The 25,243-nt window shown below is 41.0% G+C and carries 23 protein-coding genes; 8 read left to right on the top strand and 15 right to left on the bottom strand.

Going from position 1 to position 25,243, the window contains the following annotated elements:
- Nucleotides 1-18: 18 nt before the first annotated feature.
- The 9 genes from ANSO36C_RS34930 to ANSO36C_RS17845 all read right to left on the bottom strand — a co-directional run bounded on the left by ANSO36C_RS34930 (nt 19) and on the right by ANSO36C_RS17845 (nt 8,207).
- Complete coding sequence (locus tag ANSO36C_RS34930) at nt 19-156, bottom strand: DUF6888 family protein (protein WP_410174616.1); 138 nt, start codon at nt 154-156, stop codon at nt 19-21.
- Between the two features lie 58 nt (nt 157-214).
- Nucleotides 215-1,363: a glycosyltransferase family 4 protein gene (locus tag ANSO36C_RS17880; protein ID WP_251955647.1), complete on the bottom strand. Its 1,149-nt coding sequence runs from the start codon at nt 1,361-1,363 to the stop codon at nt 215-217.
- 347 nt (nt 1,364-1,710) lie between these two features.
- Nucleotides 1,711-3,363 (bottom strand): MFS transporter, encoded by a 1,653-nt coding sequence (locus tag ANSO36C_RS17875; RefSeq protein WP_251960363.1) that lies wholly within the window; start codon nt 3,361-3,363, stop codon nt 1,711-1,713.
- Entirely contained in the window at nt 3,350-4,309 is a 960-nt protein-coding gene (recO, locus tag ANSO36C_RS17870) for a DNA repair protein RecO (RefSeq protein ID WP_251955646.1), read from the bottom strand. Before recO ends, ANSO36C_RS17875 begins: the two co-directional genes overlap by 14 nt.
- A 107-nt stretch (nt 4,310-4,416) precedes the next feature.
- The gene (locus ANSO36C_RS17865; RefSeq protein ID WP_251960362.1) at nt 4,417-5,502 is read right to left on the bottom strand and encodes an RNA-guided endonuclease InsQ/TnpB family protein; all 1,086 of its coding nucleotides are present in this window, start codon (nt 5,500-5,502) and stop codon (nt 4,417-4,419) included.
- Nucleotides 5,468-5,791, bottom strand: a complete 324-nt coding sequence (locus ANSO36C_RS17860; RefSeq protein WP_323374465.1) for a hypothetical protein — start codon at nt 5,789-5,791, stop codon at nt 5,468-5,470. Before ANSO36C_RS17860 ends, ANSO36C_RS17865 begins: the two co-directional genes overlap by 35 nt.
- Before the next feature lie 63 nt (nt 5,792-5,854).
- Nucleotides 5,855-6,133, bottom strand: a complete 279-nt coding sequence (locus ANSO36C_RS17855) for a MerR family DNA-binding transcriptional regulator (RefSeq protein WP_251955644.1) — start codon at nt 6,131-6,133, stop codon at nt 5,855-5,857.
- A 47-nt stretch (nt 6,134-6,180) separates the two neighbouring features.
- Nucleotides 6,181-6,861: a deoxyribose-phosphate aldolase gene (gene deoC, locus ANSO36C_RS17850; RefSeq protein ID WP_251955643.1), complete on the bottom strand. Its 681-nt coding sequence runs from the start codon at nt 6,859-6,861 to the stop codon at nt 6,181-6,183.
- 170 nt (nt 6,862-7,031) lie between these two features.
- Nucleotides 7,032-8,207, bottom strand: a complete 1,176-nt coding sequence (locus ANSO36C_RS17845) for a DNA cytosine methyltransferase (RefSeq protein ID WP_251955642.1) — start codon at nt 8,205-8,207, stop codon at nt 7,032-7,034.
- 370 nt (nt 8,208-8,577) lie between these two features.
- On the opposite strand from ANSO36C_RS17845, the gene ANSO36C_RS17840 reads away from it, so the two are divergent.
- Nucleotides 8,578-9,849 (top strand): glycosyltransferase family 4 protein, encoded by a 1,272-nt coding sequence (locus tag ANSO36C_RS17840; protein ID WP_251955641.1) that lies wholly within the window; start codon nt 8,578-8,580, stop codon nt 9,847-9,849.
- A 389-nt stretch (nt 9,850-10,238) separates the two neighbouring features.
- On the top strand, nt 10,239-12,875 hold the full coding sequence (locus tag ANSO36C_RS17835) for a U32 family peptidase (RefSeq protein WP_251955640.1): 2,637 nt from the start codon (nt 10,239-10,241) through the stop codon (nt 12,873-12,875).
- On the opposite strand, the gene ANSO36C_RS17830 is transcribed toward ANSO36C_RS17835, so the two are convergent.
- The gene (locus tag ANSO36C_RS17830) at nt 12,870-13,493 is read right to left on the bottom strand and encodes a Uma2 family endonuclease (protein ID WP_251960361.1); all 624 of its coding nucleotides are present in this window, start codon (nt 13,491-13,493) and stop codon (nt 12,870-12,872) included. The genes ANSO36C_RS17835 and ANSO36C_RS17830 overlap by 6 nt on opposite strands.
- Nucleotides 13,494-13,918: 425 nt before the next feature.
- Here ANSO36C_RS17830 and ANSO36C_RS17825 point away from each other — a divergent pair, with 425 nt between their 5' ends.
- The 4 genes from ANSO36C_RS17825 (at nt 13,919) to ANSO36C_RS17810 (ending at nt 20,315) form a co-directional block, all read left to right on the top strand.
- A complete protein-coding gene (locus ANSO36C_RS17825; RefSeq protein WP_251955639.1) occupies nt 13,919-17,740 on the top strand; it encodes a CHAT domain-containing protein in 3,822 nt (1,273 codons plus the stop codon).
- 133 nt (nt 17,741-17,873) lie between these two features.
- Nucleotides 17,874-18,839 (top strand): trypsin-like serine peptidase, encoded by a 966-nt coding sequence (locus ANSO36C_RS17820; protein ID WP_251955638.1) that lies wholly within the window; start codon nt 17,874-17,876, stop codon nt 18,837-18,839.
- Nucleotides 18,840-18,906: 67 nt separating this feature from the next.
- Nucleotides 18,907-19,680: a class I SAM-dependent methyltransferase gene (locus ANSO36C_RS17815; protein ID WP_251955637.1), complete on the top strand. Its 774-nt coding sequence runs from the start codon at nt 18,907-18,909 to the stop codon at nt 19,678-19,680.
- Between the two features lie 98 nt (nt 19,681-19,778).
- On the top strand, nt 19,779-20,315 hold the full coding sequence (locus tag ANSO36C_RS17810) for a hypothetical protein (RefSeq protein WP_251955636.1): 537 nt from the start codon (nt 19,779-19,781) through the stop codon (nt 20,313-20,315).
- A gap of 33 nt (nt 20,316-20,348) precedes the next feature.
- Here the strand turns inward: ANSO36C_RS17810 and ANSO36C_RS17805 are convergent, their stop codons facing one another.
- Nucleotides 20,349-21,506, bottom strand: coding sequence for an extracellular solute-binding protein (locus ANSO36C_RS17805; RefSeq protein ID WP_251955635.1), 1,158 nt, complete (start codon nt 21,504-21,506; stop codon nt 20,349-20,351).
- A 355-nt stretch (nt 21,507-21,861) separates the two neighbouring features.
- Here ANSO36C_RS17805 and ANSO36C_RS17800 point away from each other — a divergent pair, with 355 nt between their 5' ends.
- Entirely contained in the window at nt 21,862-22,230 is a 369-nt protein-coding gene (locus ANSO36C_RS17800) for a hypothetical protein (protein WP_251955633.1), read from the top strand.
- Nucleotides 22,231-22,437: 207 nt separating this feature from the next.
- Here ANSO36C_RS17800 and ANSO36C_RS17795 read toward each other — a convergent pair whose 3' ends face one another.
- The 3 genes from ANSO36C_RS17795 to ANSO36C_RS17785 form a co-directional block, all read right to left on the bottom strand.
- The gene (locus tag ANSO36C_RS17795) at nt 22,438-22,863 is read right to left on the bottom strand and encodes a type II toxin-antitoxin system VapC family toxin (protein WP_190941569.1); all 426 of its coding nucleotides are present in this window, start codon (nt 22,861-22,863) and stop codon (nt 22,438-22,440) included.
- 7 nt (nt 22,864-22,870) lie between these two features.
- Nucleotides 22,871-23,086, bottom strand: coding sequence for a hypothetical protein (locus tag ANSO36C_RS17790; protein WP_190941568.1), 216 nt, complete (start codon nt 23,084-23,086; stop codon nt 22,871-22,873).
- A gap of 352 nt (nt 23,087-23,438) precedes the next feature.
- The gene (locus ANSO36C_RS17785; protein WP_251955632.1) at nt 23,439-23,609 is read right to left on the bottom strand and encodes a hypothetical protein; all 171 of its coding nucleotides are present in this window, start codon (nt 23,607-23,609) and stop codon (nt 23,439-23,441) included.
- A gap of 302 nt (nt 23,610-23,911) precedes the next feature.
- On the opposite strand from ANSO36C_RS17785, the gene ANSO36C_RS17780 reads away from it, so the two are divergent.
- Entirely contained in the window at nt 23,912-24,196 is a 285-nt protein-coding gene (locus tag ANSO36C_RS17780; protein WP_251955631.1) for a DUF427 domain-containing protein, read from the top strand.
- Nucleotides 24,197-24,427: 231 nt separating this feature from the next.
- Here the strand turns inward: ANSO36C_RS17780 and ANSO36C_RS17775 are convergent, their stop codons facing one another.
- A complete protein-coding gene (locus ANSO36C_RS17775; protein WP_251955629.1) occupies nt 24,428-25,225 on the bottom strand; it encodes a 7-carboxy-7-deazaguanine synthase QueE in 798 nt (265 codons plus the stop codon).
- Nucleotides 25,226-25,243: the final 18 nt, after the last annotated feature.

The raw sequence follows: 25,243 nt of genomic DNA, 5'->3' as shown, positions 1-25,243 counted from the left end.
ATTGCTAAGAATCTCTACCTAAATTGTTTCACCGATTAAAACTACGATTCTGTTTGTTCTTTGATCAAATCTAACTAATTCTATATTCCGTAGTAAATTACTGGTGCGAACGCTTAAACGGAAAAAGGCTTTAAGTTGGTCTATGGTTGGTTCCATTTGCTATTGTCTAATTTTCCGTTAACGCTGCACTATCTGTTGTAATAACTGGCGTTCTCTACGCTCTCCGACTTAATGGTAGAGGTCGCTGTGCTAAAACTTCTTTATAAAGTTCTTCCAGTAGAGTAATATTTTTACTAAGGGTATAGCGGTCTAATACACGCACTCTAGCTTTTTGCCCAAGTAAAGTTGTTAACTCTGGATGGTCTTGCAACACTGGTAAGAGGGTTCTTAATTGCGATCGCGCTGTTTTGGTACTAATAACTATACCTGCGCCCTTTTCCAATACTTCTCCATCTGCACCCACGTCTGTTGCTAAACAAGCCAACCCACATGACATTCCTTCTAACAGAGATAGGGACAAACCCTCTACCAATGAAGGCAAAATAAATACATCTGCACCCCGCAAAATTTCGATTCGTCGGTCTTCATCAGCGATAAATCCCAACCAAATAATGCCGTATTCTGAACCATAAAATTGCTCTAAGGAAGACTTTAAAGGCCCATCGCCAACAATTAGCAACTTAGTACCAGGCCCCATTGCCGACTGCTTCCAAGCCCGGAGGAGGGCTTCGACATTTTTCTCTGGTGCTATGCGACCCTGATAGACAAACAAACGTTCAGCTTTAAATTCTGCTTTGATTTGAGAAAGTCCTGGAGAATACTTGACGGGATCAACACCGTTGGGAATTACAGCAATATTCTCTTCCCTCACGCCCATCCCTGCTAATAATTCTCGCTGAATTTGGGAAAATACAATCACGCGATCGTAGTTAACTAAAAAAGGTGCGTAGAGCTGATAGGCCAAAAGCTGTGTTCCCGATATCAGCTTTGCCCCCTTACCAGCAAACGGTGTGTGAAAAGTGGCAATTAACGGCAACCTCAGTTCCTCACAGATTTCTGGTAGAAAAAAGTCTAGAGGAGATAGTGTCAAGGAAGCATGGACTATATCTGGCTTGATTTCTCGCAGCGCCTCCGTTAAAAGTTTGGTCGCTTTAAAAGTGGGGATTGTGTAAACCTGGGACTTGTAAATGAAAGGGAGTGAAACCTCTCGAAGATTTGGCCAATTGTCAGGTTCAGAGTCTTCTTGGGCGAAGTGAAGAAAGCTAACTTGATGTCCCCTATCTAACAAGGCATTTGTAATTTCTCGACTGTAGGTGACATTGCCGCAAAAGGGTGATTTTTTTCCAATCCAGGCTATACGCATTCTTTATTTAGCTGTAAGAAAAGCGAGTTTGATCTATGTGTGTCCTTTGTGATTTTAATTTTATCTAGCTGTACTTGCTGGCCTTTTAATTATTAGATATTACCACCAAAATCTGGTTATAAAAGCCTATTTTAAGCTCATGAAACCAGTGGATTTATGGCTTTATTTCTTTTACTTATAAGTTGTTTGTTTCTGATATTTAAACAACTTATTCTGATTAATGTCAGATTGATATCCCGCAAGTATGTGATAAATTTTCACTGACCACAGTTTACCATGAACAGAAAAGCTTTAAGTAAATATTAATTACTTCAAAGTAATTAATAATAGCTGCTGTTAGATGATAACTACTTGTGTGAGTTATACCAGGTTAAGATACCTCCTAAAAAGACAATCACAGCTAATCCCAAAAAGACTGCCTGTAATCCCAGAAACGTTTCTGCGACACCAGCTAATGCCAAAGGTAAGGAAAGAGCAATATTAATTACATTGTTCTGCAATCCAAAAACTTTACCACGCATTTCTGGAGGAGTTTCTGTTTGGATTGCGGTTTGCATAGGAATTCCTACTAGTGCCCCAAAGATACCTAATAGCGCCACTAGTAACAAGACTAGCCATAGTTGAGTTGTAAATACTGATAGACCAATTAGGGATGCTGCCATGCCCATACAACCGTACAGACTTAGTTGGGTATAGGAGAAGCGTTGACCAAATTGACCGAGGATGGTTGCTCCAGCAGCGATGCCAACACCGCCGGCTGCTAGTAAAAAGCCGAACTGTGAGGCTTTCATGTTGGGAATTATTTCTGCCATGCGAACGGCTAAAACAGTTAATGCTGCAAAGACAGAAAACAAGATAATCAGCTGAAGTAAAGCATTGCGGACGCGATGATTTGCTTTGAGGTAGGCAAAACCATCCCGCAAGTCAGAGAATACGTGAGGGAATTCTGTACCGGGGTCGTGGTGTTTTTCGTTAGTTGCCAACAGGAACAAAATTAGTCCAGCGATCGCATAACTACCACCGACTAAAAATTCTTTGCCCAAACTACCACTACCACCAATTTGCAGCCAAAGTCCATCTGCGATCGCTAACAACGGTTCCCCAACGGCAAACCCAACAATCACCGATGCCATCATCGTTGTTGTGTAAAGCGAATTAGCCGAGAGTAAATGCTGTTCTTCTACCACTAAGGGAATTGCCGCCTGTTCTGCCGGTGCAAAAAACTGTGTCAGCGTGGAAACTAAAAAAGTCACACCCAGAATGATCAAAAAACCAACTGGCAGCACTCCTATGGGTTTCCAGTCATGAGTCAACCACATCAGAAAGGGAATTGACAAAACCAGGATGCCGCGCCAAATATTCGTTGCCACCAGCACAGCCTTTTTCGACCAGCGATCGACAAACACGCCAGCAACGGAACCAAACAATACGGCTGGAATAGTAAAAGCCATCATCAAGACTGATACCCAACCACTAATACTCTGATTACCTGCTTGAAACTGAGTATTAATCAAAGCAATCATCAGCACTAAATAAACTTTATCTGCTAGTTGGGAAAAAACTTGACCGCCCCAAAGAGCCAGGAAATTAGGGTTTTTTAATACAGGCAAAAACCCTTGCTGTTGTACATTTCCGGAAACAGTTTCTTCACCTGAACCAGAACCATCAAATTTCATTGGTTCTTTTTCTGGGATAGTGGCTACTGACAAGTTCTGCCCATTGCGAGTGCCGTTGCTATCTACCTCAGCAGTAGTTAATTTATCCTCAGATTGTCTTTCTGATTGGCTGGGAACATCAGTTTTTGGGATTTCCTCTGTCCAACTTTGCTGGTTTTTAGAAACGTCTTTTGGAGACATTTCTTGGCCATTTATTTGACTAGGTGTAGACTTGGGAACGGCAGTTAAATGATTCCTGCCTGTAGGATCTGATATCCTATTCTGTTTTTTGGCGAGGCTTGGTGACAAAGGCAGGATTTTTTTATCCAAATCAGACGGTTGCATCATGGTTGGCAGCAAAATAAGAGTCGATTAAGGTAGCAGAGCGAATAGGGCGACCTAATTGATACTGAGCATACTGGCGCAAAATCTGCTCAACAGATAACCAGTTATGATCTCTAGCACCATCAATTTGCATTATCTCTGGTTGTGACAGATGTTGAAGCAAAGCCAGTTCCATAGCACTCAGGCGACTAGAAATCACAGGTATTTCTTGCCGATGCACAACAACTGTTTGGGTATTAGGGATGGGGGATGGGGCATTAGGGAGGCAGTGCGGTCTTGGGGTCTCCCCAAGTGGAGCAACTGCCGTCATCGGGTATTGGTCTTTCCTCATCTCTCTGATCTCCCTCTCCCCCTCTCTTCGTAACCGTTCCCTAGCTTCTAAGGAAATTGTTCCACCCGCAGCGATACTAAATCCTACCTGCCAGTTGGGGTCTGTAAAGTCTGGTTTCAGGGGACGCTGAGATAGACAACAGATTTGCACTTGCGGTGTTAGCCCTGCTAAAGCTAAAAGATGAAACACCCCATGAGCGAGATGAGCCAAAACACCAGATGGATTTGTACTAGATACCGCCTCCAACCGATGGAGATGTTCATTGAACAAATCATAAAGTTCTTCTTGGGGTTGTTCACTCAAAGCTTCACACAGCACTATTTCTGCTAAATATTGGCTAGCAGCCAATTTTCCCAAATCTTTAGCTAAACCAGGATAAGTTTTTAACGTCTGTGCTTGAGTAATTTTATCAAGCGATCGCCCTTTGGCAATCAATAGTTCATTGACAACAAACATCCCACTCCTACCGCCCAGACTGGAGTTGTGTTTACGTGCCCCTGGAGCCACTGCTCGAATCAGACCAAATTCCCGTGTCAAAATCGTCACTATTTTATCCGATTCTCCCAGCGCCTGGGTTTTAAGATTAATACCAGTTGCTTTGTAGGTTCTACTCATTAGTCATTAGTCACTAGCCATTAGTAGTTATTAGTCATTAATCATTGGTCAAAGGTCATTAGCTTCGGACAAATGACTATTCACCGATACCTTTTTGCTAACATTCATTAACAAATACACTCTTTAAGGGAGGGCGTATCAACCAATGCACGAAGGAAAATCCCTCGCGCACCATTTAGATCCCGGCTCATCACGCGCCCATCAGATGGAGACTTGACAAATTTAGCACCACCAAGTTTGTGGATTATTTCGCCAGTCCAACTGACTGTTTTTGATGTATACGCTTCGTTGACATCTATTACTAATTTGTTAGTTTCAAAAGCTTTGTGCTTAATAAATTGCTTAAATCGGTAGTGAGAAAGTGTTAACATCTGGCGTACTGACTTTGATCTAATTCGACGATGAGCCTTTTTAGACATCTGGGATGTTTCAAAAGTTGGCAGCAATATTATGTCAAAGTTATCAACCAAAAACCGAGCGGTTTTCTTGTGCAGTTCATCCACAAGGTTTTTAATCTTGCCTCGTAGGTTGCTTGCAGCAATCTTCATTCTTCTTCTTTGCTTGCACTTGGCTTTAGTGAACTTAGAAATTAACTTATCCAAGCGAAAGCATAACTTTTGAATTTGGAGATTAGCGGATGCTCCGACTTCACCAAAACTAGATTCAGAGAAGAATGTGATAAATGTCCTGATGCCGGGGTCAAGTGCCACAACACGCCCTTGGTTATCGAGTTTTTGTCGTGGCACGTTAAGAGGAACTGTCAGATAGTAATCACGGTAAGCGAATACTAAACGACAGTCACCAAAGCTTTGTGGTAAGGCTTCTTTAAAGGTCGCCTCACCTAATATAGTGTGATAAATCCCAACGTCTTTTACCGCAGACTTGGGAATATAGCAAGATTGCACAGAGTCTTTCCTCGTTCTAAATCTAACTATGCTTTTACCACCACCATTTTTATACTTTCTCTTGGCATTACTAACAGCTTTACAGGCATCCTTAATAGCGATTGATTTAATCTGATATGGAACTGACTTACTCCATTCTGGTAAGCCATTCAAAATATCAGTCTTAATCGCTTTCCAATTAGCCTTTATTGATGAATCTTGCAGTAGTTTGACGGTCGTATTGTAAACAAACCTAGACACACCAAACCATTGCTTAAGAGTCTGCCGTTGTAGTGCCGTGAGAAAGATCCGGATCTTCCTTGATTTTTTTACTGTACTTCCTGAGTCCGTGCATCCTACAAGAGAAGACGTGGAGGATGGAGAGAAGATCCGAGGTAAGTTCTGATTCTGGCGAAACTCGCCACCGGGGAGTATCCCCGTGGCAGATTTCGCGGCAGTGTACAGTGTTGTCGAGAACCACGATTTGTCCACCGTTTTGCTCGACCATATATTGAATAAGCTCAAATCCAAACCGCGCGAGTCGGTCACGACAGGCAACAACAAGCGTGAGCTTATCTCCTTGCATAAGTCTGTCCAATAAGGCTTGCAGTCCTTTGCGCTTAAAGTTGATTCCACTGCCGATATCTTTGATAGCGAAGCGTTAGCGACGTAAGGAGCGTCTGATTTCGGCATCTGGGTAGAGGGATTGCATATAAGCAATTTGTCTTCCAAGGTCATCTCGCTGCTTGGTTGAACTAACCCGGCAGTAGCAAATAATGGATGCGTGTGCTGCACCGCGACGGTAGGACTCGACATCAAAGAGTCTTTGCCCTGCTTCGTTTTTGATGCTTTCGATTTTGCCATTGTCTGCGTACTTCCTTAGCGTGTTCGGATGCAATCCAAGTTTTTTGACTGCTTCTCGTAGTGGTACATAAGCCATTCCACTATGTTAGCATTTGTGAGCGATTGTTAGCAAAAACTAGCTAATCAATTACCCTTTCCCAGGTTATCGCGCTGGCGGAGCAAATCCATACCGCGAGATGTGCCTAATCTAGTAGCACCCGCTACGATTAAGTCTAGAGCTTGATTCATAGTATGGATACCACCTGAAGCTTTAATTCCCACTCTGTCTTTTGCAAGTTCCTTTAAAAGTCGTACATCTGTGACTGTGGCTCCACCATTCCAGCCTGTACTGGTTTTTAAGAATGTCGCTCCTGCCTCCATAGATATTTCAGCAGCTATTTTTTTCTCCGCATCTGTCAACAGGTTGATTTCCAAAATTACCTTGACTGTTTGCCCAGTCTCTTCACAAATTTCGGCAATCTCCCGGTGGACTTCTTCAGTTTTGCCAGCTTTTAACCAGCCCAAGTTCATCATCACATCTAACTCAGTGGCCCCACTATCCGCCGCTTCTTGGGCTTCATATAGTTTCACTGCTGAAGTCGTTGCACCAGAAGGAAAACCAATCACCGTACAGACTTTGGGGTTTTTACCGTGGAGGAGTTCTACTGCTTGCTTAACATTAGCGGGGAACAGACAAACCGCCGCAAAATTGAATCTATATGCTTCTTCACACCATTGCTCAACCTGCTCTGGAGTAGCCGTTGGGGTTAACAGGGAGTGATCGATAAATGGCGCGATATCAATGTTTGGATAGTCTGCTGCCATCGTGTCTTCTGCCAGTTATTGATTATTAAACTTTATAAAAAATTAAAACATTTCTTATATATATATTAAACCACATTTATTACGAGTTTATCCTGAAAAGAACTTGCTCAATTATCTTGAATATCGGCTTTACAGATGTCTCGCTACTACTGTAGGTATTTAAGTTAACCTTAAGTAGTACTAACCCTAGAAATATCAACAGTGTTTTTCACACTAGTTGTTAAGAAGTTAAGAATAGTTTGAGCTAATGCCTTGGATGCCAAATATGGAACACCGTTACCAATAGTTTTAAACATATTTGTAAGTGACATATTCTCTGGAAGTACAAAATTTGCAGGCAAAGATTGGATAGCTAAAGCTTCTGCTACAGAAATCCGCCTAATTTTGTAAGGATGTAAATGTACTTCATTATTTCCATAGCAAGCTGTTGGAGAGTAACGCCATCTATGCAGACGTTTAAAAGACTTTTTGGAATTATCTCCTTCTTGAACAGCAGCAAATTTGGTGATAGCTGCCCTTGGTTGAAAATGGTGTTCAGCATTGGAATGCTTCAGAACATTATTTTTTCTAAACCAGTATTCAACTGTCAGTTCTTCAGGTATGCCATCAGGACAAGGTATTAGAGAATTTTCTTTGAATGGTTCACACCCGCACCAGGGGTAAGCAAAAACTTTTTCTTGAGGATATACAATATAATTATTCCAAGGAAAAAGTTCTTCAGAGATTAATTTCTTATCAAATGCTATTTTAATTTCCTGAAGAAAATTATTTTTAAAACCAATTAAGATAATTCTTTGTCTATCCTGGGGTACACCATATTCGATAGCATTAATTAACCGCTCAGTTAATATATAGCCTGCTTCTACTAATTGTTGCTTGAGCGATTCAAAAAATGAACGGTGCTTTGTCGTTTTCCACAACCCCTTAACATTTTCAAATAAAAAGAAATCTGGAAGATTGCGACAAATTAATTCAACATAAGAAGCAGAAAGTTTACCATTATCTCCTAAACGTCCCCTATTTTTCCCACCAATAGAAAAATCAGGACAGGGAGGCCCGCCGATGAAACCAATTATATGATGAGATTTGCGGCAGTCTTTGACTAATTCTTGAAGACGTTGTGCTTCTGTTCCGACGATCAGTTTTGTAACATCTGCGGCTTCACCGTGATTATATCCATATTCAGGCGATCGCATTTTCAGAATTTCTCGTGAATAGCGATATGCGGCGATGAATGGGGGAAAAATTTCATTGACATAAACAATATTAAAACCGCTAGTTTCAAAACCTAAATCTAGGAAGCCTGAGCCAGCAAAAAAAGAGAAAATACAAGGGCGATCGCTCATGAAATGACTAGTATTATAAAGAACTATTATTAATATCAGATATTACTAAAGTTTGTTATGTCATTCCTCCTAGGAAGAATTAATGTTAACTATCCCAATTTGCTCTTAGGGTTGGTAAAGCCTAATATACTTAGGCCTTCTACGTAGGTAAAATCAAAAATGAACAGTTTGAAGACAGCTTAAATAGTAAAAAAAAATTCATAATTACTCTAAGTATTTTATATCAAAGTTCACTCAATCTTTAAGGAAAATCCCTGACAGAAAGGGAGTCTGGGGTCACAATTAAATATAGGGGTTGCCAAGCTCCAAATAATGTTTAAGACAGATATTTGTCATTAAATAAAAAACCGGGTTACTCGGACTAATTTTTATGCGGATTTTAATTTACTCCTACAACTACTATCCAGAGCCAATTGGTATTGCCCCACTGATGACAGAATTAGCAGAGGGACTTGTGAGACGTGGGCATCAGGTGCGCGTAGTCACTGCTATGCCCAACTACCCTGAGCGTCAAATTTACCAGGAATATCGTGGCAAGGCGTATATCACTGAATACAAAAATGGCGTTCAAATTCAACGCAGTTACGTTTGGATTCGTCCACAACCCAACCTATTGGATCGGGTGTTGCTAGATGCTAGTTTCGTTGTCACTAGTTTTGTGCCTGCCCTCATCGGTTGGCGTCCAGATGTGATTCTTTCAACATCGCCATCCTTGCCAAGCTGTGTACCAGTTGCTCTTTTAGGATGGTTACGTGCTTGTCCTGTGATCTTAAATCTACAAGATATATTACCAGAAGCGGCCGTCCATGTCGGTCTACTGAAAAATAAATTGCTTATAAAGTTATTTACAGTCTTGGAAAAATTTGCTTACCACACTGCCAGTAAAATTAGCGTCATCGCCGATGGGTTTGTGGACAATTTGCGATCTAAGGGCGTAGAAGCTGACAAAATTGTGCAAATTCCCAACTGGGTTGATGTAAATTTTATCCGCCCTTTGCCTAAAGAAAATAACCCTTTCCGCGAAGCACATAATCTGAATGGCAAATTTGTAGTGCTGTATTCTGGTAACATTGCCCTAACCCAAGGCTTAGAAAGCGTTGTCAAAGCTGCTTCTGTGTTGCGTCATATCCCAGAGATTGTTTTTGTCATCGTTGGAGAGGCAAAAGGTTTACAGCGATTGCAACAGGAATGCCTAGACTGTGGTGCAGATAATGTTTTGCTCTTGCCGTTTCAACCCCGCAAATCTTTGCCACAAATGTTAGCAGCTGCGGATGTGGGCTTAGTTGTGCAAAAGAAAAATATTGTATCCTTCAATATGCCGTCAAAAATTCAAGTGCTACTTGCCAGTGGAAGGGCTTTAGTTGCTTCTGTTCCCGATAATGGTACAGCAGCACGAGCTATCAGGCAAAGTGGCGGCGGAGTTATCGTTCCTCCAGAAGATCCTCAAGCTTTAGCGACGGCAATTTTAGATTTGTACCAAAACCCCGAAAAAGTCAAAACTCTGGGTTACAAAAGTCGCCAATATGCTGTTGAGCATTATGCTTTTGAGCAAGCTTTAAATCAGTATGAGTCCTTGTGTTACTCATTGATGCCAGATCGCAGATCAATTCAGTCCATAATAGTTACGAAACAAGAAGTTTAATCTTTGCCGTAGATTTATATTTCATACCTGCATTTGCAATAAAACCCCTTATATAGAAGTTGGCCTTCTGCCTTTAAGGGACTTGCAAAAAATAAATTATCCCAAATTATTTGGAGATTTGTAGGGGTGCAAGGTCTTGCACCCCCAGTAACTTGCGGGACGCTCCGCGTTCGCGTAAGCGTCCCGCAGGGATGCAATGCCTTTTTTACTGGAAGCCCTTAATTCTAGGTAGCAGGAGATTTTCAGAGTTTGGGAGGGTTTTGCGTAAGTCCTATATGGGACTAGTATTTGATTTTTTAAATTACTTGTAGAGATAGGGAACAGAGAACAGATCGGGTGATTAACTTCGATAAAATCACTATGGTGCTAGTTAACCTTTCCTAAATCTAATGAAAAGCGATATCTCCGATGGGCTACGCCAACGCCCTTTTTCCCAACCCTCCCTTCAACGTCCTGAACTACTCGCGCCAGCAGGTAATTGGGACTGTGCTAAAGCTGCTGTGGAAAATGGGGCAGATGCGATTTACTTCGGTTTGGATCGCTTCAACGCCAGAATGCGGGCACAAAACTTTACTGAGGCAGACTTACCCCAATTGATGACATTTCTGCATCGGCGCGGCGTAAAGGGTTATGTCACTGTCAACACACTAATATTTCCCAAAGAACTAGCAGAAGCACAGCAATATCTCCGCACAATTATTGCCGCAGGTGTGGATGCGGTGATTGTTCAAGATGTGGGGATATGCCGTCTCATCCGTCACCTGTCGCCCGATTTTCCCATCCATGCTTCCACCCAAATGACCATCACCAGTGCGGCTGGAGTGGAATTTGCTAAGTCTCTCGGCTGTCAATTGGTGGTGCTGGCGCGTGAATGTTCTCTTCAGGAAATCAATAAAATACAGCAGCAGATTGCCCTACAGGAAACTTCGCTACCCTTGGAAGTCTTTGTTCACGGTGCTTTGTGCGTGGCATATTCTGGCCAGTGTTTGACTAGTGAGGCTTTAGGTGGGCGTTCTGCTAATCGAGGTGAATGTGCCCAAGCTTGCCGGATGCCCTACGATTTAATTGCTGATGGCGAAGTTGTGAATTTAAAAGATCGCAAATATTTACTTAGTCCTCAAGACTTAGCAGGGTTAGATGTTTTGCCAGATTTGGTGAAATCAGGAGTAACTTGTCTCAAGATTGAAGGTCGTTTGAAAGCTCCAGAGTATGTTGCTAATGTCACCCGTGTTTATCGGCAAGCCTTGGATGTGGTGATGACAGAATTGGAAAGACCTAACCCCCTAACCCCTTTCCCTACAAGGGAAGGGGGAATAAAAACTCCCCTCTCCGCTATGCCTAACGGCAGGCTTACGCCAACGGAGAGGGGCTGGGGGAGAGGTCAATCAAATCAAGAACATTACAACCTAGAAATGGCATTTTCTCGCGGACTCTACACGGGTTGGTTTGGCGGGATTAATAATCAGGAACTAGTTCACGCCCGTTTTGGTAAAAAACGTGGGGTTTATTTAGGTGAAGTCAGCCGCATTCACAACGAAGAGGTAACAGTCAAATTGGAAGCGCCTGTCAAACCAGGGGATGGAATTGTATTTGACTACGGTCATCCAGAGGCGAAGGAAGAAGGCGGGCGAGTTTATGGAGTGGTTTGCAAAGGTAAGGAAAGTGTGCTGACCTTTGGTAGAAATGACCTAAACTTGCGCCGAGTGCATATAGGCGATCGCATTTGGAAAACCAGCGATCCAGAACTCGATAAGCAATTGCGGCAGAGTTTTGCAGGTGAGAACCCACAATTTCAGCGTCCAATTGACTTGGAGGTTTATGGAGAAGTTGGTCAGGCGTTGATTGCGATCGCTCGCGATCAACTCGGCAATATTATACAAGTAGAATCTGTAATTTCACTTCAAGAAGCACACACAAAACCCCTCAATACAGGCCGTTTACAAGAACAATTTGGTCGTTTGGGTAACACCCCCTTCTCTTTAGGAACGCTAACCAACCATCTTAGCGGTGCTATCATGCTACCCGTAAGTGAATTAAACCGGATGCGCCGGGAAATGGTAGCACAGTTAGAAGAATTGCGGAGTCAACCCAAACGCTGGGAATTGCGTTCTGATGTTTCTTTCCAAGATTTACTCCCCTCTTCATCTCCCTTGTCTCCGTTATCCCCTTCACTTATCGTCTTAGTTCGTAACCTCAAGCAACTCCAGACCGCGCTCAAAGCTGGTGTTGAAACGCTGTACTGTGAATTTGAAGATCCCCGTGCCTACCGAGACGCGGTGCAAATGGTGCGCCAACTAAGACAACAATCCCCACTCCCCACAATTTGGGTTGCACCACCCCGAATTACTAAGCCGGGGGAAAACTGGATTTTGCAGCAAGTACGTGCTTGTGGGGCAGATGGCTATCTGGTGCGGAACTATGATCAACTACAATTTTTTGCCACAGACCGTTGTATTGGAGATTTCTCACTCAATGTTGCTAATCCTTTAACAGCAGACTACTTTCAGGAAAACTTTGGTTTAGAAAGGCTGACGGCATCCTATGACCTGAATATTACCCAACTGCAAGACCTGCTCACCAGTTGCCCTCCCCAGTGGTTTGAGGTGACAATCCATCAGCATATACCGATGTTTCACATGGAGCATTGTGTTTTTTGTGCTTTTCTATCGACGGGTACAGACTACACTAACTGTGGACGACCTTGTGATAAGCAGGAAGTTAAATTAAAAGACCGTGTAGGCACTGAACACATCCTCAAAGCAGATATAGGTTGCCGTAATACTGTATTTAACGGCACTGCTCAAACCGGAGCCGAGTACGTACAACGTCTGATAGAACTGGGATTACGTCAGTTTCGTATTGAGTTTGTGAATGAGACACCAGAGCAAGTGAGTAAAACAATACATCGCTACCGTCAACTACTACAAGGTGAAATTACAGGTTCCCAACTCTGGCGAGAGTTGAAGTTGCAAAATCAGCTAGGCGTAACTCGTGGCCCTATGGGAGTGTCTGCATTGCGATCATAATTGATTTTCTGAACGCCCAGCTTGAAAAATCTGTTCGGCGGTCAAGTTTAATTCTGGGAATGTGGGCGATATGATGCGATCGCTACCTCGAAACAGGTTAACTTGATACTCACCATCCACTAAATAGTAAACGGAAACAGTCGGTTGTTTCGGATTACCTATGTACCTTCTACCGCCCAAAGCTAAATAATCAGTAATCCAGTATTCAGGAACACCAAAAGTTTCGTAGTCAACCAGCTTGGATGCATAATCATCCCTCCAATTAGTGCTGACGACTTCAATAACTAGGGGAACTGACGCAGCTTGAGTAACCGTTGAGGACTTTTTCCACATCGGTTCTGCTGAAAGATTCTTTTGATTTATCACTATCACATCAGGCGAATAACCTGATTCTTTGTCAGGAACTTTGACTAGTGCTTGCTTAGGTATGAAGTATGGAAGACTCAGCCGTTCAAATTCCACGTTTAGTTTTTTAGCTAAAAAACCATTAATCTCTTCATGATCTCCTACTGGCTGCATTTCAACAATTACCCCATCGTATAGTTCATAACATCCGCCATCTGGCTTCCAATTGAGGAATTCTTCAAAAGCGATCGTTTTTGGTAAGGCTTGAAACATCACACTTACTCCTGATGATGATTTAGAGTTTAGCAAAATTACTTGGTATTGCTCACTTGACCCTTAGATCCCCGACTTCTTTAAGAAGTTGAGGATCTAAATCGACATAAAACCTCGCTAGATAAAGCTAAAACGAGTAATCAGGAAGATTTTACAAAATTTTGTATCTATTTTGGTAACAACGTCAATTCAGGTGAATGAAGGTTATAAACTCAACCTTGGAATCAGAAAGAGATTCCTTAAACCAGTGAGCATTGAACAGTTATCAGGCATATGGTAGGGGATTTAAACCCACTACCAAAGCATTTCACTTTCTTTGTCGGGGACTTCAACCCAAAGAATAAAATTGATAACTAAGTAACTGTTAAATAATTCACCCATAAATATCTAAAACGAAGTAACTAATAGGTTATCAAGGCTTCAGCATGAACAAAAACGCTAAGTTTCAGCGCAATTTTTGCTGCTCATTTTCTCGTGTTTCTCGTTACACTTTAATTGGATTACTGGGTGTAGTTTTGTTATCTGATGCGGTGGGTGCAAAGGTTGGTGGTTTAGATAACTATTCACCAAAGCGATCGCCAGAAATTTTATTAGATAAATATCGAGACAATTTCCCATCTTTAGAAGCTGGCGATAAGCAAGTATTATTGAGAAGTTATCAGAATCAGCAGAAAATATATCTTGCACAGCAACCAGCACCTACCCCATCAATTCCCTTGAATCCAGAGCAACAAAATTTATACCAACAGGGTGTAAAGCTAGTTAAAGAAGCGAAGGAATTAAAGAAAAAGGGGACTAGAGAAGGATATGAGCAGGCGATAAAGAAATATCAACAAGCGTTGAAAATTGTCCAAGAATTAGGATTGCGTACAGAAGAAGCTGAAATAAATTTAGCAATTGGTGTAATTTATTCTATTTCCTCAGAAAATTTAGAAGCACTCAAGTATTTCAACCAACTTCTAAATATTTCCCGTGAGTTCAAACTTCCTGTACTTGAAGCATCTGCATTAACACTTATTGCTCAAGCTTACACTAGGACTGGTAAAGCGCGAGAAGCTCTGACTCTTTTGAACCAAGCGGAGTCAATTTTTCGGGCAGAAAAAAAATTTGATGCTGTAGCTTTAGTGTTGATATCTATAGCTAGCACACACACTGGATTAGGTGAGATACCCCAGACTCTTGAACCGCTAAATCAAGCGTTACAAATTTACCGTGATACATTAAAGGATTTGCCACAACAAGCCACAGTTTTGAATCAGATTGGCTTCAGCTATTCGCAAATGGGCGAACCTAAAACCGCTTTAAAATACTATGAGCAAGCTCTAGAGATTCAGCAGAAAAGGCAAGATTTATTGCCAGCACAAGCAGAAACATTGAGAAATATTGGCTCTCTGCATCATCAATTAGGTAAAAATGAAGAGGCTCTTGATTATTTAAATAAAGCCAGAAATATTCAACAGACACAAGGTTTATTAATTGAGGAAGGTTTAACCATTCAAAAAATTGCTGATATTTACACATCACGAGGAGATTATCAAGGAGCAATAGAACATCATAAACAAACAATAATTCTCTTTAAAAAAGGAGGTAATACAGCCTTAGAGTCCCTGGGTATTCAACGTATTATCAGCATATATAAGAATTATATTGGTGATAATCACAAAGCATTAGAATTTGTAAAGGAAGCACTCGAACTTGATAAGAATGTTACTGGAGACATAGAAAGATATGCCGTAACTCTTAATGAAAAATCTGATATCCATACATTACAAGGAGACTATCAGCAGGCTTTAGAAATTTATAATGAAGCATTAGATATTGCACGTTCAACAAACAATAAAAATCTAGAAGCTCGTACTCTTAGCAATATGGCATCTCTTTACGAGCTATTAGGTGACTATAACTTAAGTATTAAAAGTTACAAGCAGGCACTACAGATATATAGACAAATACCAGATAAGCCATTTGAGCTTATCCTTCTTCCTTTAATTGGTAACTTGTATATGACAAAGGAAGACTATCCCGAAGCTATCAAATATCACAATCAAGTCTTGTCATTGTCACGAGAACAAAATAATTATAAATTTGAAATCACAGGACTTATGGGTTTAGCAAGAATTTACGAGTTAAAAAAGGATTTTCCCAATGCCTTAAAAAATGCTGAAAGTATATTATCTTTGTCAGAAAAACGTGGAGATAAATATTCCAAAGCAGCCGCTCTCAGCTTGATTGGTATTATTAATCGCTCAAAAGGTGATTATAAACAAGCATTAATTAATCATCAAAAGACTTTATCACAGTACCGCCAATTGGGAGTTCGTAGATTAGAAGCTCAAACTCTCAACAATATTAGTGTCACTTACGCCTTATCAAAACAGTATCCGCAGGCGATAGATACGCTGAATGAAGAGTTAAAGCTGCGACAAGAGTTAAAAGATAGCACAGGCGAAGCAGACGCACTTTACCTAATCGCCATCAACCAACGCAATCTCGGAAAACTCGAAGCCGCACTTTCTAACATCCAAACTACAATCAACATTGTTGAAAGCATACGCGGTAATGTCCAAAGCGATGAACTGCGTACCTCATACTTCGCTACAGTGCAGAATTACTACAAATTTTACATCGACTTGTTGATGCAACTGCACAAAGAAGACCCCACCAAAGTATGCGAATTCAATATCCAAAAACTCAAAATCAAAGATAGATGCGATGCTGTTGCACTCCACATCAGCGAACGCGCCCGCGCTAGAAGTTTGGTAGAACTTTTAAAAGCAGGTAACGTCAATCTCCGTAAAGATGTTGAGCCACAACTATTAGCAGAAGAACGTCGTTTGCAGAATAAACTAAAATTGCAGGAAACGCGTTTATCAGACTTATTAAGTCAAAAAGGCTCATCTACTGAACTCATCAACAAAACCAACCAAGAAATCACCAATATTATCCAAGAATCACAAAAACTCACCGCTAAAATCCGTGCCACAAACCCAGAATATGCAGAATTAACAGACCCTAAAGACATCCTGCAATTACCAGAAATTCAACAGCAATTAGATAAAGATACTATCCTATTGCAATATTCTTTAGGTGAAAAACGCAGCTATTTATGGGTAGTTACTCCTAATTCTCCTCTAGAAAGTTACGAACTTCCTGGACAAGAAGAAATAGCCAAAGCTGCAAATAAATTTAACATTTTTGTCAAGGAGCCACTAATTGATAACCCAACCCCAGTAGATATCGCCGATGCTATTGCAGAGACAGAAAAAACCGCAGACGCACTCAGTCAACTTATCCTTAATGATGTAGCAGGGAAGTTAGGAAACAAACGTTTAGTCATCGTTGCAGATGGAATTTTACATCAAGTATCATTCGCAGCCTTAAATGAACCCAGAAAATCACCAACCAGCAACAAATATCAACCCTTGGTTGTGAACCATGAAATTGTCAATCTTCCTTCAATATCTAGCCTCGCAACTCATAGAAAAAAACTCAAAATACGCGACAAAGCACCCAAAACCCTAGCTGTCCTCGCAAATCCTGTATTTAGTGCTGATGATACACCGTTGAAGAATGATAAACCCTCATCTGTGGAAAACAACCTCGACCGTTCAGCTTTAGAAACATCTTTGAGAAACACCAATGAGGTTTTAGAACCACTACCAAATACGCAAGCCGAGGGAGAAGCAATTCTCGAACTGGTGAATTCTCCTAATAACAAGCTTTCCGCTTTTGGGTTAGATGCTAACTACAACTTTGCAACCAGCAAACAGTTACGTCAATATCGCTATCTGCTATTTGCAACTCACGGGATTTTCAACACAGTAAACCCAGCTTTATCAGGTATCGTGCTGTCTCTGGTAGATAAACAAGGTAAACCCCAAACCAGAAGCTTTCTGCGACTCAACGATATTTTCAATCTCGACTTACCCGCAGAGTTAATTGTGCTGAGTGCCTGTGAAAGTGGACTAGGCGATGATGTCCAAGGTGAAGGGCTGGTGGGCTTGACAAGAGGCTTTATGTATGCAGGTGCAGCTAGAGTCACCGTGTCTCTGTGGAAGGTGAACGATAAATCTACCAAGGAGTTAATGATTGCATTCTACAAACAAATATTGGAACAAAAGAAATCTCCCGCCGCCGCCCTTAATTTCGCCCAACGCCAAATGTGGCAAAGGAAAGATTTGCAAAATCCAGCTTGGAAACATCCTCGTTATTGGGCGGCTTTCACTTTGCAAGGGGAGTGGCGGTGAATATTTAATTGACCTCTCCTTAACCCTCTCCTCAAAAAAGAGGGAACTGGAAAAAGAGGCAATTTAAAGCTTGTCTCCTTGCAGGAGAGAGAGCAAATATCAAATTTTCACTTTAAATTCAGGAGTCAAATCAATGCGTAAACTATCTATTTACAAACAACTGCTTGCTTTCTTTATCGCCGGAATTGTGGGTTTTACCGCTTTAGGTGGTTGGATATCAGTCCAAGCACAAACAGAATCACAGATATCGCCAAATACAGAACAACTGAATTTGGTAGGGGATGGTAAACCCTTTAAACCGGCTGATCTCGAACAGTCGGAAAAACCTTATGATCGCGATCGCGGTATCCCCAGAGGTATAGATAACCGTATTCCTATGCGGAGTAGATATTATCCTTGGTCAACTATCGGACGAGTCGAAGGCATAACAGCCGATGGTGAAAGCTATTATTGCACAGGAACACTGGTTGCCAGTAATATAGTTTTGACAAATGCCCACTGCGTAATTGACTCTGAGACTCATCAACTCAGTAAAGAACTTCGGTTTATACCCAATGTCATTAATGGCAAATCCCAGAGTCCGGGAGATATGAGCAAAGTAGAGAATATTGCAAAAAGTGTGCTTTATGGCACAGACTTCAAGGATGGCGGCTTCGATAACGTCAAGAATCAGAGTAATGATTGGGCGTTGATGATAATTAATCAACCCTTGGGTCGTAAATATGGTCATTTAGGATGGAAATCTTTACCTGCTTCTACTTTGATTAAACAGAAGCGAGGAAAACTATTCTTTGTTGGTTACTCTAGTGACTATCCAGACCCCAGCAAAAAAGGCTATGAATCCTTGACTGCCGGTAAAGGATTCACTGCGAGTTACGAAGATGGTTGTAGCATTGTTGGTGAGGAGTCAAACCATTTTTATCATAATTGTGCCACCGCAGGCGGTTCTTCGGGTGGCCCCATTATCGATTGGATTGATGGTCTGCCGTATATTGTTGCCCTGAATAATGGTGAGGCTAAAAACTCTATCACAGGGCAAGATATTATCAACTTTGCAGTGAAAATGGATTTCTTGGATAACTTGACTGGTAGAAAGTAAACCAGCGATCGCTGTAATTTAATGTAGAGATGTTGCAATACAACGTCTCTACACACCATAAAATTTTATGAATAATATTTCGACAAGCAATAATTGGGACACTTCGCTTTACGAAGATAAACACGCTTTTGTCTGGCAGTATGGCGAAGACTTACTAAAATTCCTCAACCCTCAGCCAGGAGAATCTATTTTGGATCTTGGTTGTGGTACTGGACAACTCACAGAAAAAATTGCCCAAGCTGGGGCTGAAGTAATGGGAGTTGATTATGCACCTGCGATGATTGAGAAGGCAAGAGAAAACTATCCCCATATCCGCTTTGATGTTGCTGATGCTAGGAACTTTCAAGTAGATAAACCATTAGATGCTGTATTTTCCAACGCTGTATTGCATTGGGTGAAAGAAGCAGATAGCGCGATCGCTTCCATACATCAATCCCTAAAACCCGGAGGCCATTTTGTGGCAGAATTTGGTGGCAAGGGAAATGTAAAGGCGATCGCTACAGCTTTAGAACACGCCTTAGAAGCAATTAATATCTCCGTACAAGCCCTAAATCCTTGGTATTTCCCTAGTATTGGTGAATATGCCAGCCTATTAGAACAAGAAGGCTTTGATGTCATCTATAGCTGTCTATTTGCTCGTCCAACTCCTTTAGCAGGGGGAGAAGCAGGTATGGCAAACTGGATTCAGATGTTCGCCAGTGCTTTTTTAGCAGGACTTTCTGGTAAGCAACAAATACAAGTAATTCGCGTCGTGGAGGAATATCTTAAGCCGACGCTGTATCAACAAGGAGCTTGGACAGCAGATTATCGAAGAATTCGCATCATTGCCATTAAACTTTAAATTGTGCGAATTTTGACTTGTGCCTTAATTACGAATTACGTTAGCGTAGCGTTAGCGAGTCATCGAGCGTCATTACGAATTACGAATTAGTATCAGCTATGCATATACCTAAATTGTGCGATGCCTGCGGCGGGCGTATATCGTTTTCATTACTACTAACCATTATCCTCTCAGCTTTATTAGTCCCTCCCTCACTAGCGCAAACTTCCTCAATACCGTCACCTTCTAGTGCGCCTCTGGAACTAGACTTATTAACCAAGCCAAAAGACTATGTAATTACAGCTAACACCATTAACCCAGTACAATTAACCGTTCCTAGTTTATGGTGGGCACAACAAAACTCTGAGAGAAAGCTATTGGATAATTGGATAGCATATCCAGCTTCTAACAAAGAACCTGCACGAGTAGACTTGATCGTAAATCAGCAACTTTGGAGCTTACTAGAGTATGTAGAGCGCTACGACTTCGTAAATCGCTTGGGTAGCGCCGCACGGAACTTTGGTTACAACGTCCGGGTATTTAACTATCAAAAAGAACCTTTAGCAACCTACACTTGCAACTTTAATACAAGTCCAGCTTTATGCAGTATCCAAACGAGTATTAAGAACAAGATAGGGTTACAGCGTTCTTCCTAGGGGCTGGGGAGATGGGAAAATTTCAATGCCCAACTAAACTTTCATTTTGGCGAATAAAGACTCGTATTGTTTTATCGTTGATGGCGGTAAAGGGAGCAAAAATTCACTTTTATCGAAAACTGCGCGATTGCTCTCTAACAGACTCCATAATGGTTCTTGGATATCGGAAGCGGCAATATTTGTAGAAATTGGCGAATTACTTTTGGTCAGCGCCGAAATTTGTTTAGCTGTGCTTGGTTGCCAACAAAAATCAATCCATTGATCTGATAAAGTACCCGCAGTAATCCCTGCGGGACGTACCCACATATCTGCCCAGATTGCTGTTCCTGACTGGGGGATAACTGCGGCAAGTTGCGGATAACGTCCTAAAACTTGCAGCACATCGCTTGACCAACCAACCGCTAGCCAAGTGTCTCCCATAATTAGAGGTTCCAGGTAGTGATTGGAACTGTAAAACTTCACCTGTTGGTTTAATGTCTGTAATTCTTTTGCCAAGTCTGCTATTTGGTCAAGATTCTCTGTATTGTAAGATTTTCCTAGCTTTTTTAGAACCAAACCAATAACTTCTCGTGGTTGATTAAGCAGGGAAATGCGCTGTTGTACTCCATCTCGCCACAAATCACTCCAGTCTTTGGGTGTCCATCCCAATTTTTCTAATTTGTCACGGTTATAAACAATCATTGTGCTACCCCACCTGTAAGGCGCACCCCATACTTTCCCTTGAGTATCCAAATTACCTTGTTCGTTGCGCGTTACCAGTTGTTTCCACCTTTCATCTAAAGCAGACCACTGCTTTAATTGGTTTCCCTGTACTTCTTGGAGTGGTTGAATTAATTTTTGCTCAATGGCTGCTTTTAGCCAGTAATCTCCCAATGTAACTAGGTCTGCATCAGCCATTTTTTGACCTTGCCTAAAAGGTATAAAGCGGCTCCATCCCTTCTCATCACTGGCTTTTGGTTTCTGCTGCCAATTTTGTAATTGCTGAAATAAATCTTGTATCCGCTCAACAGGTGCAAACTTTAACTGCACCTGTTGCTGCAAACTTTTGTGAAACTGATTAACTACCTGACCAGGTATAGAACCTTTTAATAACTGTACTTTTAGTTGTCTCTGGTTGTTTCCACCACAGCCAAAAAGCAGTTGTGAAAGTGCCAGTGTGCTTGTACCTAGTAAAAAAGACCGTCGATCCATTGATTTTGGATTTGAGATTTTTGATTATACCTAATATTAAGCAGAGATTCACCAGAGGTTGACTAGCTAAAAAAGTGGAGTTGGTAAATTATCGTTATTTTCTCTTGATAATACCGATAATTTGAAGATTTGGCTCAAATTAGCAATTTTTTGGTCAAATTGCTACCTAAAGATTAATTTATCTCCATAAATTTCCTTAGTGTTACTTATGCCTAAATTTTTCTTATATTGAGAAGTAATGATTTAAATGTCACATTTGCACCAAAAATTATCAATACTTAAATAATCCATAAGTATAGTTAAGGTTGAGAGTAAATTGAATAACATATAGAAAATGTACGGTTGAGGGTATTAAATGGAGCCATTACAGAAGCAAATCCTGACTTTAAGCGAAAAACTGGATGCCCTCTGCCAAGTGATTGAGCAGCTTGATAGTAAAGTCACTCAAGCTTTCTCAGAGTGTTCTTTAGCAAATACACAAGCAAAGGATAATTATCAGGAAAATGGCGCGGCTGGTGGCTACCAGTTCAGACGTAACAATTTAAATCCAGAAATGGAACACAAGGACGTCTTGATAGATGGCATTTATCTAGATATGCATCGTCAAAATGGAGATAACATAACACCAGAAATTCAAATACAACGACTGACAGCACAATTAACAGCAGCATACAATCGCATTGCGGCTTTAGAAGAACAATTACTTAGAGAGAGAATTCATTAAATTTAACCGAGTTTAACAAATAAAAATGCCTAGAGGTAGGTAAGGCAGTCGTAGTAATTTTGATTGGTTGTAGAGACGCGAAATTTCTCGTCTCTACAGGCTTTTGGTGACAAACCAACTAGTTAAATTTAATGAAATGATATTAATCGTCAGGGTCGTGCTTTGTAATTTTTGCTTTGTAAATGCCTCATTCACAAAGCACAATCCTTAAGGGAGATTTTCTCGCAGCAATGCTCGAAAGCCTGCTTGTTGAAAATGCTCATCAGCAGTCAGTGCTTCGGTTATTCCACTATATTGCATCACAATAAAAGACACACAATCGACAAATCCCCATTCTTTCTCTGTTCGTTCCCGATATAGCTCGAAAGCACGCTCGTAGAGTTCTTGTGAGAGGGGAACAATTTCTACTTTGGAGTCTGCTACTAAAGAATTTAATAATATGATTGCTGCCTGACGATAAGGTTGTTGGGATAAGGCATTGCCAATTTCCAACATTACCGCCTGTGTTGTCACCAAACGAGTTTCTGATGCTTGTAATATTTTAGCTAGATATAAGGCTCGGTCATGCAAGCGATCGCTCGGTGCAGACAAGGCAATGGCAAATGATGTATCAAGAAAGACTTCAGAATCCATGAAAAATTCACTTGCTGTACAAATATTTATCTATATTGGCAGACCAGTCAGGTGGGCCATCTAGGTTTAGCGATCGCGCCGTTTGCAGAAATGATACCGTTTCATATTCACTTGGCGGTAAAATTTCAATACTGATTCGCACGCGGGTATTAATTGGCAGTGCGATCGGTTCAGCCGGATAGAACACTTTGCCATTAAACACAGCTGTAATTTTTTCTACCATTTTCTGTTAAAAAGTACTTTTAGTCTATCCTAAGCTGGCTGTGGTGATACGAGTAGCGTAGACGACGCAAAGACTCTGACTCAATAAATGCATTCCCATCCGCATGATAATCAGGAAAGCCCCATTAAGCAAGGTTTTTAGGACTATAAGTCATAACTATTTTACTAAACAATTGGTACAAATACATGGATAGGGGCGTACAAATGTACGCCCCTATCGTTCAACTTATTAAGATGAAAGTACAGCATTTCATAAACTCGTTACGAACATGGCAAACTACACTTAGTTAGATAAATCATTAGTATTGCCAAATGGTGTTGGCTGTAACTCAAAATTAAAGAGGTAACTTAGATTATTCAAAATTACCAAGCCCCATCATGTAATAGGCGACAAAAGCAGTATCAAAAGGTTTAAGGTAATTGACATTTGTGGGATAGTTTGGATAAATGTCAAAATTTCCATCTGTGTTTATTGATGGGCGACTCTGATTTTTGGCTATGTAAAGACTAATGATTTTAGACATAGAATTAACTCCAGCAATAATAGGTGCAGAATTTATCAATTTTGTAAGTTTTATAGAGTTATGGCTCATTAACTTTGCATACCAATATGCTAGAAAATATTTATGATAGAAGCAAATGTTTTTAATTTTCAAATCCATAAGAAAAAGTGATTGTAATTAATATCTAGAGGCAAATCTCAGCAACACATTGCCTTTTCGTGGCTTGTGAACTCTTTTAGGTGCGTCACAGGTTGCATAAATTCACTACAAACAAGCCGATAGTGTCAAAATGTTATGTGTATAGTTTCTTTACAAAGTCATTTATGCCGAAAGCAATTTGGAATGGATCTGTTTTAGCTGAGAGTGATAATACTGTAGTTGTAGAAGGCAACCATTATTTCCCTGTTGACACCATTAACAAACAGTACTTCACAGAAAGTAACACCCACAGCACTTGTCCTTGGAAAGGTGTCGCTAGTTACTACAGTATTGAAGTTGATGGGCAAATCAATAAAGATGCTGCTTGGTATTATCCCAACGCTAAGGAGAAGGCTAAAAATATTGAAGGCTATGTGGCATTCTGGAAGGGTGTAAAAGTCGAGGCTTAAATAAAGCTAAAGCTTCCTCGAAGTGTTTTAGTTTTAGGTAATTGATATTACGTCCAACTAATTGCCCATAAAATAATTAGCCCGCTTATGCGGGCTAATTATTTAAACTATTTTTGTCTTTGACGACAATAGACAAGAATTTTGGAGTCTCAAGAGGCAGGAGGAACCCACGCTTTACGATTTCACAAAATCTTACTTTTTTCTTGACTACATCTTTATCAAAGTCAAATTTTACAGTTGGTTTATCATTTTATGGGTCTGGGGTATCACACGCACATATTTGAGAAACCCCTTCATCAAAGCTTGCCACATCAAAACTTGATCGCTCGAAGGTGCAAGCATAGGTATTGAGGTAAACTGTTCTGATACTGGCAAAGGCGTAACAGGTTGTAAAAATACTGAGATATCTGGACTAACCTCTGCCACCAACGAAGCTGAACGTTCTAACTCGGCGGGATCTGTGTTTTGAGACACAATTATCTTGACAAAAACATTTAAATATGAGTCATGACATAACTGGAGACATTTACTATGTTCTTGCCAATGACTTTCGCCGCTAACACTGGGCAATTTGAAATCCATGCCCACAGAGTCTAAGTAAGGGAGAATCATCGCTAGTTGTTCTGAGCGATGTCCACCAGTCTCTAAGTATATAGGTAGACCAGTTATGGTTCGCACTTGGGGTAGAAACTGCATTAAAAATGGGGCATGAAGAAGTGGTTCGCCTCCTGTTAAGCTAATGCTATCGTGTAGACAAGGTAGATTTTGCTGTTCCACCCATTCTAGTAATATAGGTAATGAGACAGGGTTAGAGTGAATTTCAAAATCGCGCAATCCAGGCGATCGCTCTATCCGACAAGTAGCGGGTGCATTCCACGTATGGGCACTATCACAAAAGTTACAGCGCAAATCACACAAAGCAAAACGAATAAATATCTGGCGTGTTCCTACATTCAGCCCTTCTCCTTGAATGGCAGAAAAGACCTCAATCAGGCGTGCGGTAGGTGTAACCGTATTTTTAGCAATCATTTGATGAGAGCAACGCGA

Origin of the sequence: Nostoc cf. commune SO-36 (assembly GCF_023734775.1) — a bacterium.
In the GTDB taxonomy this organism is placed as follows: domain Bacteria; phylum Cyanobacteriota; class Cyanobacteriia; order Cyanobacteriales; family Nostocaceae; genus Nostoc; species Nostoc commune_A.
This window is presented reverse-complemented; position numbering and strand designations above follow the sequence as displayed.

Excerpts from the sequence above, each read along its gene's own strand:
- ANSO36C_RS34930 (WP_410174616.1), bottom strand. The coding sequence starts at position 156 with ATGGAACCAACCATAGACCAACTTAAAGCCTTTTTCCGTTTAAGCGTT.
- ANSO36C_RS17880 (WP_251955647.1), bottom strand. The coding sequence starts at position 1,363 with ATGCGTATAGCCTGGATTGGAAAAAAATCACCCTTTTGCGGCAATGTC.
- ANSO36C_RS17875 (WP_251960363.1), bottom strand. The coding sequence starts at position 3,363 with ATGCAACCGTCTGATTTGGATAAAAAAATCCTGCCTTTGTCACCAAGC.
- recO (WP_251955646.1), bottom strand. The coding sequence starts at position 4,309 with ATGAGTAGAACCTACAAAGCAACTGGTATTAATCTTAAAACCCAGGCG.
- ANSO36C_RS17855 (WP_251955644.1), bottom strand. The coding sequence starts at position 6,133 with ATGGCTTATGTACCACTACGAGAAGCAGTCAAAAAACTTGGATTGCAT.
- deoC (WP_251955643.1), bottom strand. The coding sequence starts at position 6,861 with ATGGCAGCAGACTATCCAAACATTGATATCGCGCCATTTATCGATCAC.
- ANSO36C_RS17845 (WP_251955642.1), bottom strand. The coding sequence starts at position 8,207 with ATGAGCGATCGCCCTTGTATTTTCTCTTTTTTTGCTGGCTCAGGCTTC.
- ANSO36C_RS17840 (WP_251955641.1), top strand. The coding sequence starts at position 8,578 with ATGCGGATTTTAATTTACTCCTACAACTACTATCCAGAGCCAATTGGT.
- ANSO36C_RS17835 (WP_251955640.1), top strand. The coding sequence starts at position 10,239 with ATGAAAAGCGATATCTCCGATGGGCTACGCCAACGCCCTTTTTCCCAA.
- ANSO36C_RS17830 (WP_251960361.1), bottom strand. The coding sequence starts at position 13,493 with ATGTTTCAAGCCTTACCAAAAACGATCGCTTTTGAAGAATTCCTCAAT.
- ANSO36C_RS17825 (WP_251955639.1), top strand. The coding sequence starts at position 13,919 with ATGAACAAAAACGCTAAGTTTCAGCGCAATTTTTGCTGCTCATTTTCT.
- ANSO36C_RS17820 (WP_251955638.1), top strand. The coding sequence starts at position 17,874 with ATGCGTAAACTATCTATTTACAAACAACTGCTTGCTTTCTTTATCGCC.
- ANSO36C_RS17815 (WP_251955637.1), top strand. The coding sequence starts at position 18,907 with ATGAATAATATTTCGACAAGCAATAATTGGGACACTTCGCTTTACGAA.
- ANSO36C_RS17810 (WP_251955636.1), top strand. The coding sequence starts at position 19,779 with ATGCATATACCTAAATTGTGCGATGCCTGCGGCGGGCGTATATCGTTT.
- ANSO36C_RS17805 (WP_251955635.1), bottom strand. The coding sequence starts at position 21,506 with ATGGATCGACGGTCTTTTTTACTAGGTACAAGCACACTGGCACTTTCA.
- ANSO36C_RS17800 (WP_251955633.1), top strand. The coding sequence starts at position 21,862 with ATGGAGCCATTACAGAAGCAAATCCTGACTTTAAGCGAAAAACTGGAT.
- ANSO36C_RS17795 (WP_190941569.1), bottom strand. The coding sequence starts at position 22,863 with ATGGATTCTGAAGTCTTTCTTGATACATCATTTGCCATTGCCTTGTCT.
- ANSO36C_RS17790 (WP_190941568.1), bottom strand. The coding sequence starts at position 23,086 with ATGGTAGAAAAAATTACAGCTGTGTTTAATGGCAAAGTGTTCTATCCG.
- ANSO36C_RS17785 (WP_251955632.1), bottom strand. The coding sequence starts at position 23,609 with ATGTCTAAAATCATTAGTCTTTACATAGCCAAAAATCAGAGTCGCCCA.
- ANSO36C_RS17780 (WP_251955631.1), top strand. The coding sequence starts at position 23,912 with ATGCCGAAAGCAATTTGGAATGGATCTGTTTTAGCTGAGAGTGATAAT.
- ANSO36C_RS17775 (WP_251955629.1), bottom strand. The coding sequence starts at position 25,225 with ATGATTGCTAAAAATACGGTTACACCTACCGCACGCCTGATTGAGGTC.